The sequence below is a fragment of the Scytonema sp. PCC 10023 genome (genome assembly GCF_963920835.1).
Classification (GTDB): Bacteria; Cyanobacteriota; Cyanobacteriia; order Cyanobacteriales; family Nostocaceae; genus Kalymmatonema.
In genome coordinates, this window is sequence record NZ_CAWUDP010000207.1 from 1 (window position 1) to 5729 (window position 5729).

General features: G+C 39.2%; 2 protein-coding genes and 4 pseudogenes. 3 read left to right on the top strand and 3 right to left on the bottom strand.

From position 1 onward, the window contains the following. Positions 1–283: pseudogene (locus ACM0OZ_RS47420) on the top strand (hypothetical protein); the annotation flags it as partial. Positions 284–381: 98 nt separating this feature from the next. Here ACM0OZ_RS47420 and ACM0OZ_RS47425 read toward each other — a convergent pair. After that, positions 382–1304 (bottom strand): annotated as a pseudogene (locus ACM0OZ_RS47425) (IS982 family transposase). A gap of 1026 nt (positions 1305–2330) precedes the next feature. Here ACM0OZ_RS47425 and ACM0OZ_RS47430 point away from each other — a divergent pair. Further along, positions 2331–2684 carry a plasmid mobilization protein gene (locus ACM0OZ_RS47430; RefSeq protein WP_414589920.1) on the top strand — a complete coding sequence of 118 codons (354 nt, stop codon included), beginning with the start codon at positions 2331–2333 and terminating at the stop codon, positions 2682–2684. Between the two features lie 81 nt (positions 2685–2765). Here ACM0OZ_RS47430 and ACM0OZ_RS47435 read toward each other — a convergent pair. After that, a pseudogene (locus ACM0OZ_RS47435) lies at positions 2766–4062 on the bottom strand (IS4 family transposase); the annotation flags it as partial. A gap of 343 nt (positions 4063–4405) precedes the next feature. Then, positions 4406–4744: pseudogene (locus ACM0OZ_RS47440) on the bottom strand (RNA-guided endonuclease InsQ/TnpB family protein); the annotation flags it as partial. A 358-nt stretch (positions 4745–5102) separates the two neighbouring features. On the opposite strand from ACM0OZ_RS47440, the gene ACM0OZ_RS47445 reads away from it, so the two are divergent. Continuing rightward, a complete protein-coding gene (locus ACM0OZ_RS47445; RefSeq protein ID WP_414589921.1) occupies positions 5103–5717 on the top strand; it encodes a relaxase/mobilization nuclease domain-containing protein in 615 nt (204 codons plus the stop codon). The last annotated feature ends 12 nt before the right edge of the window (positions 5718–5729 follow it).

The window sequence follows — 5729 nt, forward strand, 5'->3', positions numbered from 1 at the left end:
CATGTCATTTCTCAATTTTAAACTGTCTGATTATTTCTGTCGCACAGTACTAGTGACTAATTTTCTAAATTATCTATGTAAACATAGGCATCGCCTAGTTAATTATATGTACTTCCAAGCAGAGCAGTTAAGCTCGATTGGTTCAGGTGCAGTCGAGTCAGCAGTCAAGCAAATTGATAAGCGACTACAAATAGTCGGCGCACAGTGGAAGTACGAAAATCTACCACAAATGCTTCAACTACGTTGTGCGTATTTAAATGGACACCTAGCTCCAAAATTCTAAAATATAAAATAAACCATATTAAAATATAAATCAAATTTGATTCGCGAGTTGTTATCGCGAATATATTTGGTATGTCTTTTAACGTGAGTTCGACGGAGCTAAAAAATGGCAGGAGGTAGTGCAGGTAAATCTTTTGGGTAAATATCAATGGAAGGTTTTTTAGGCAAATTAGGCAAATAAGTATAAGCAGCTAAACCAGCCATCAAATTAACCAAAAAGTTAAATGGACTACGATGACGAGAGTGTTCGATTTGACATATATTTTTCAGGTGGTCATTGACCGACTCAATCACAGCACGTTTGCGTAACAGAATCTTATCAATCAGTTTTACCAAACGATTTTTCATTTTCTTCTTAGATTTTGTGACTAACTGCAAACCTCGCTCATATAACTCCTCAAATAGTTGTTGAGAGATATATCCTCTGTCACCAAACAGTTTACCAATTAAGTCTTTAGTCATATCTGGAACAGGTTTTCGGTCATCTACATTGGCGCTTTGTTAGTGAAAATGCGAGTAATTCTCCACGCTCATTAATAATCAAATGCAGTTTAAATCCAAAGTGCCAGCCTACAGAATTTTTGCCCCATTTTACTAATCCTTTAAACACCTTGTGAGAATGTGCAAGGGCATTTGTGACAAACATTTATCGGTGTAGAATCGATAAAGCTAATCCCAGTAATTTCTCCTGTACGTGTATGTAAAAAGCAACATAACAACATTAAGCACCAAGGCATCAATTCCACAAATCTTGTGTAGCTGACCAAATTTGGAAATGCTTCATGCCAACCAGGAAGTACATGCAACGTGTAGAATTCCTTGAAAGTCTTATATCCACTGCCATGAAATGCGATGACTATTGTCATCACTTCTGATAAATGCATTCTTGACTTGCTGCGCCGTTCTCCTGTTGCCGATGGCAATTGTGGTACTTGCTCCCAGAGATTCTGCCATTGCTTACAAAAATCATCTACGTCGCAGAAAATTTGTGTGATATCGAGGCGAGATAGAATCGTAGACATAGCCGAAACGCTGATTTTTGTTAGATATTCTTAGTTTCGGCTTTTTTTGTCACTTTTTGACCGATTCTCGCTCAATCGTCGCGATCGCCTTTGTGATGCCCACTTGTGCAAATACCTACATAGCAAGCTTTTTGCCTTTTTCTAACCGTCGAACTCACGTTAAAATTGTGCCGGAAATCGGGGTCTGAAACACAAATTTTGGGCTAGCGATTGCGCTAGGCGCAGTGCCCTTTGGGCAATCGCATCATAATGAAAAGCATCATTCATTCTTGCACTAAAAAGCCAGTAGATGAAAGATTGTCAGTAAAGAATGTAATATATAATACTAAACTGTACTGATGAGAATTATACCCTACTTAACTCTTACTCAAATCCTACTCAGTTCTTACCCCACTTCCAAAAAACAGCAAATCGTCAAATAAAAATAAATTTAAGTTTTCTATTTTAATTAAAATAAAACTTGATTATAAAAGAGTAAGGTAAGAGTAAACTCCAACTCACAACAGAAGTTATTCTGACTCTATTCTTCATGCTACCTTTAAGGTCATCAAACTTGACAAAATCCACACAACCCTCTCTCTGTCTAGATTTGCACCCCGTCGCACCCAATTTTTGGTGTATTATCCTGTACCGCAGTTTCTCCATAAGACAAGGTATGTTCAATAGGGTTACTCCAACTTCTAACTATTATCAATAATCTAGATTAATTGACAATTATTTCAGTGATACTCATCTTATGATGTAGTACAAAATTGTTTTATACCTACAACTCTGGTGAATTTTCTACGTAGGTAATATTTGCAGACACAATTTTTCTATTGATTCAAAAGCCTTGTAGCAGAGATATCACAACAGGTGCAGTATTTTTGCTGGTTACATATCGCTTTCCTAGAAGTTATACCACGAATAGCGGCAATATTGTCCACAATTGGGAGTGCGCTGCTGTTAGATTTCTCAGTCTAGCGCGAGTTCTCCAGTTTAGTGCAGTAGTAGTCTGCTCCCCTCAGTCCCGCCAAGAAACAAGGTATGGCAGATAACCCCACCAAACGAACCAAGTCCATCAAGGTGTACGTCTTCGATGACGAGAAAATCGCCATTGAGAATAAAGCCATAGCCACGGGCGTAACCGCATCTGAGTACCTACGCTCATGTGGCTTGAGACGAGTCTTGGCAACCAAACCACCTGCTGACTTGATAACTATTCGTGCTACAGCAGGAACCCTCAAAAGCGAACTGATGATGCTATCTCACCTAACCAAAGAGACAAACAACCAGCAAATTATCAACACTGTCGAAATTGCGATCGCACTCGTGGATAAAACCATCGCGGCTGCGTTTAACCTAGATCCATACAAATCACCTTCAAGCCAACAGAAATAAGGCGTTTCTTCTGCTATATAAAACCTAGACAATCCTCATCCTTGACAGGTTAAGGAAATTGAACATTTGTCAAGAGGGTGCAGGAAAAGGGGAGAAATCCAGCTTGGGCAGAGGTTTTCGGACACTTTTAACAACGCCTAAGTCTTGGTTTTCTTGAGCAGCAAAGTATTTAACAGGATCATCGGCTTTACCTTTTTCTTGTGCAACACTAAAATGGTACAAACCACGAAATATCATCTCCAAAGAAATGCGGTCAAATGGTAGAGATAATTCGTCAGCTACCGCATCTCCGCTCGTCAACTAATACTGCATAAAATAACCAAGTTGCCCAGACTTGTAACTTCACTCCATTAATAGAACCAGTCCACAAATACGACAGTCCCAATAAACGTTTAACTACATAAAAATCCTCTTCAATTCTCCATCTCCGCTTATATAAATCGGCTACGACATAGGGAGGTAAAATTTGTGGGTCGAGAACTGAAGTAATATAAGAATAGCTAGTTTTACCAACTTTTATCTCAATTAAGCGTAAAGTAAGCACTGGTGCGCCACGACGAATAGTACCGAGTTGAATCAATCGGTCTTTAACAGAATGGTCATAGCTAAAAATTTTTAGGTATTTAATAGAGGCTTTAGCTTTTAAACGCGTAATAAAATGAACTTCTTGGTTAATAAGTTGTTGCAAGAATTGAAAATGATAAAAACCTCTGTCAAGTAAAATTAGAGTTTTAGTAGGCAGTAAATTCAGTAATGAAGCTTCAAAGTTCGTTTCTGATGCGGCAGGGTTAGTGTGAAACCAAACTTCAATAGGTAAACGAGTAACCAAATCAATAACTGTACAAATTTTACCTGCTAATTGCCCTGTTTTCAAGTCTTCTAGGCTTTTTAACTTCCGAAATAGAGCCTCAAGTGTTGAGCCATCGGCAATCCAGACCCGTTCAAAGTTATTGAGTGCAAACTTAACACTACCTGGTAATAGTCGTTGAGTTCTTTGCTTCCAATTCTGCTGCAACTGAGGCAATAAATCTTTAAAGACATTCTCAAATAACTCTGCTGGAAAAACTAAAAATCTTTCTGATAGAGATTGTTGGGCAACTTTAGTGGCACGACACCAAAGCAAATCTTCCCTTGCTAACAGCCGGGTTAACTCTTGTACACCTGGAACTTGTCTCCATAAGAGAGTTAAAACTGCTGCCACCATTAATGATAAATTTAGAATTCTATCTCGTAATCCTAATTGTTTATAGTATTTTTGTTGGTTAGCAATCGCTGGAGTTAATAAGGCTTGTAATTGATTGGCGATCGCTTGATTATTTATAGTGGGAGTATTATGCCGTTGTGCATGGTCGGAGTTTCGTTTTTGGGCTTTGGGCATGGTAAAAAATCAAACTTTTCTTTACCTCGTTTGATAATTGAATTTACCCAAGAAGAAAGTTCTTTTTTGAAAAAATTATTCTGTTGTTACAATACTTTTTCGTCTCACAATTGCTGTCACAAACTTTAAATATAATGATAATCAAATTAACAGGGGAGGAGGCGAGCGGCGCTCGCCTCCTCCCCTCTCCCCCACGCACGATTATCATTTTTATTAAGAAAATTTTAAGTATTTTAACTGATTGACAAAAGCCAATTTATCTTAACCTCTCACGAATGGACAATCCTAGACTTTGTTTCCTACTTCATTGGGAGCATGGGAGCGGTTATCCCTCAGGAGGCTTTCACGCCAAAGCCCTGCGCGATATATTAATCGCTGCATTTAAGTCCCTGTCGATGGAGACACCGCAACTTTCACAATTAAATGTGCGCTCGGACAGAGACAACTTATCTTTTTTGTGTCCACAGCAACTACAAGTTTTGCTAGATGGATACCATTGAGCGGCAACAATTAATTGACTGCCAAACTTTTTAAACTTATACTCCAACTGCCGCCGGAACTCATAAAAACCACAGTCAGCTATAGCTTGCGCTAACTTCTCATTTTTCATCATTCCCGATACGTTTAAATCCTCAACCACTATAATCGCGTGGTTTTTGCATAAGTAATTGGTGATTTTATGTGATAATGAGGATAATTCTGTCTAGGTTTGTCGAGAATTGAAGATTTTTGACGCTTGAATTAGCTACCTAGTAAACATCTCTCCCTACACTCTACTACCGTTGGCGCAGCCTGCTATAGGCATAGGAAACTAGTCAATTTACAGAAGTTGTCAAATTTGACAACTTCTGTGAAACTAGCTGTACATCTAGATTTTAGGCATTTTAAACACATCACTTGTCAAAGCCTAAGTTACCCCTACAGACAACAACATACCCCCTAATTTATCCAAATCTTTAAAGTTAGGTTATTTACAGCTTCTAAATAGGATTGTTAGGTTAGAGAAATATTCACAACGACTACACCCCACACCTTTCTTATTGATTCCCGTCATCTATAAAAAACCCAACTTTCTCGACACGCTCAAGTACGTCTTGGGGAAAGATGATGCTGCGATTGTTGATACCAACATGATGGGAACAACTCCGCACTCCTTTAACGAACAGTTCCTTAGTACTAAATACATCAACAAGGCAGTTAAACGGCAGTGCGCTCACCTCATCATCTCAATCGCACACCGCCCCGATTATCATGAGCATTTATCCGATAGTCAGTATAGTTATGTGGCGAGGGAATACCTCAAAGACATGAGGTATTTGCCTCTGGATGAAGCAGCCCACGCTACCAGTCAGTTCGTTGCAGTTAGACATAGCGATCGCAACCACGAACACTTGCATATAATTGCCTCCCGAATTCGGTTAGACGGTAGCTTAGTTAATGATTCCTACGACTATTTCAACTCCCAGGTTTCAACTAGACGAATTGCGGCTCAATTGGGGTTGGAAGTTACACCAACAACGAATGAAGCCGTCGCCTTTAAGTTAGAACAAGAGTACGGAATTACTGCCTCGACCAGTCCCAACCGCTCTCCAAGTATTAGAGCAGTCAACAGTAGACACGTCCGGAATATTAACCTGGTGTCAAAAAAATGGTAGAACGGAATTTTG

Coding starts and splice junctions, on each gene's coding strand:
- ACM0OZ_RS47430 (WP_414589920.1), top strand. CDS start 2,331: ATGGCAGATAACCCCACCAAACGAACCAAGTCCATCAAGGTGTACGTC.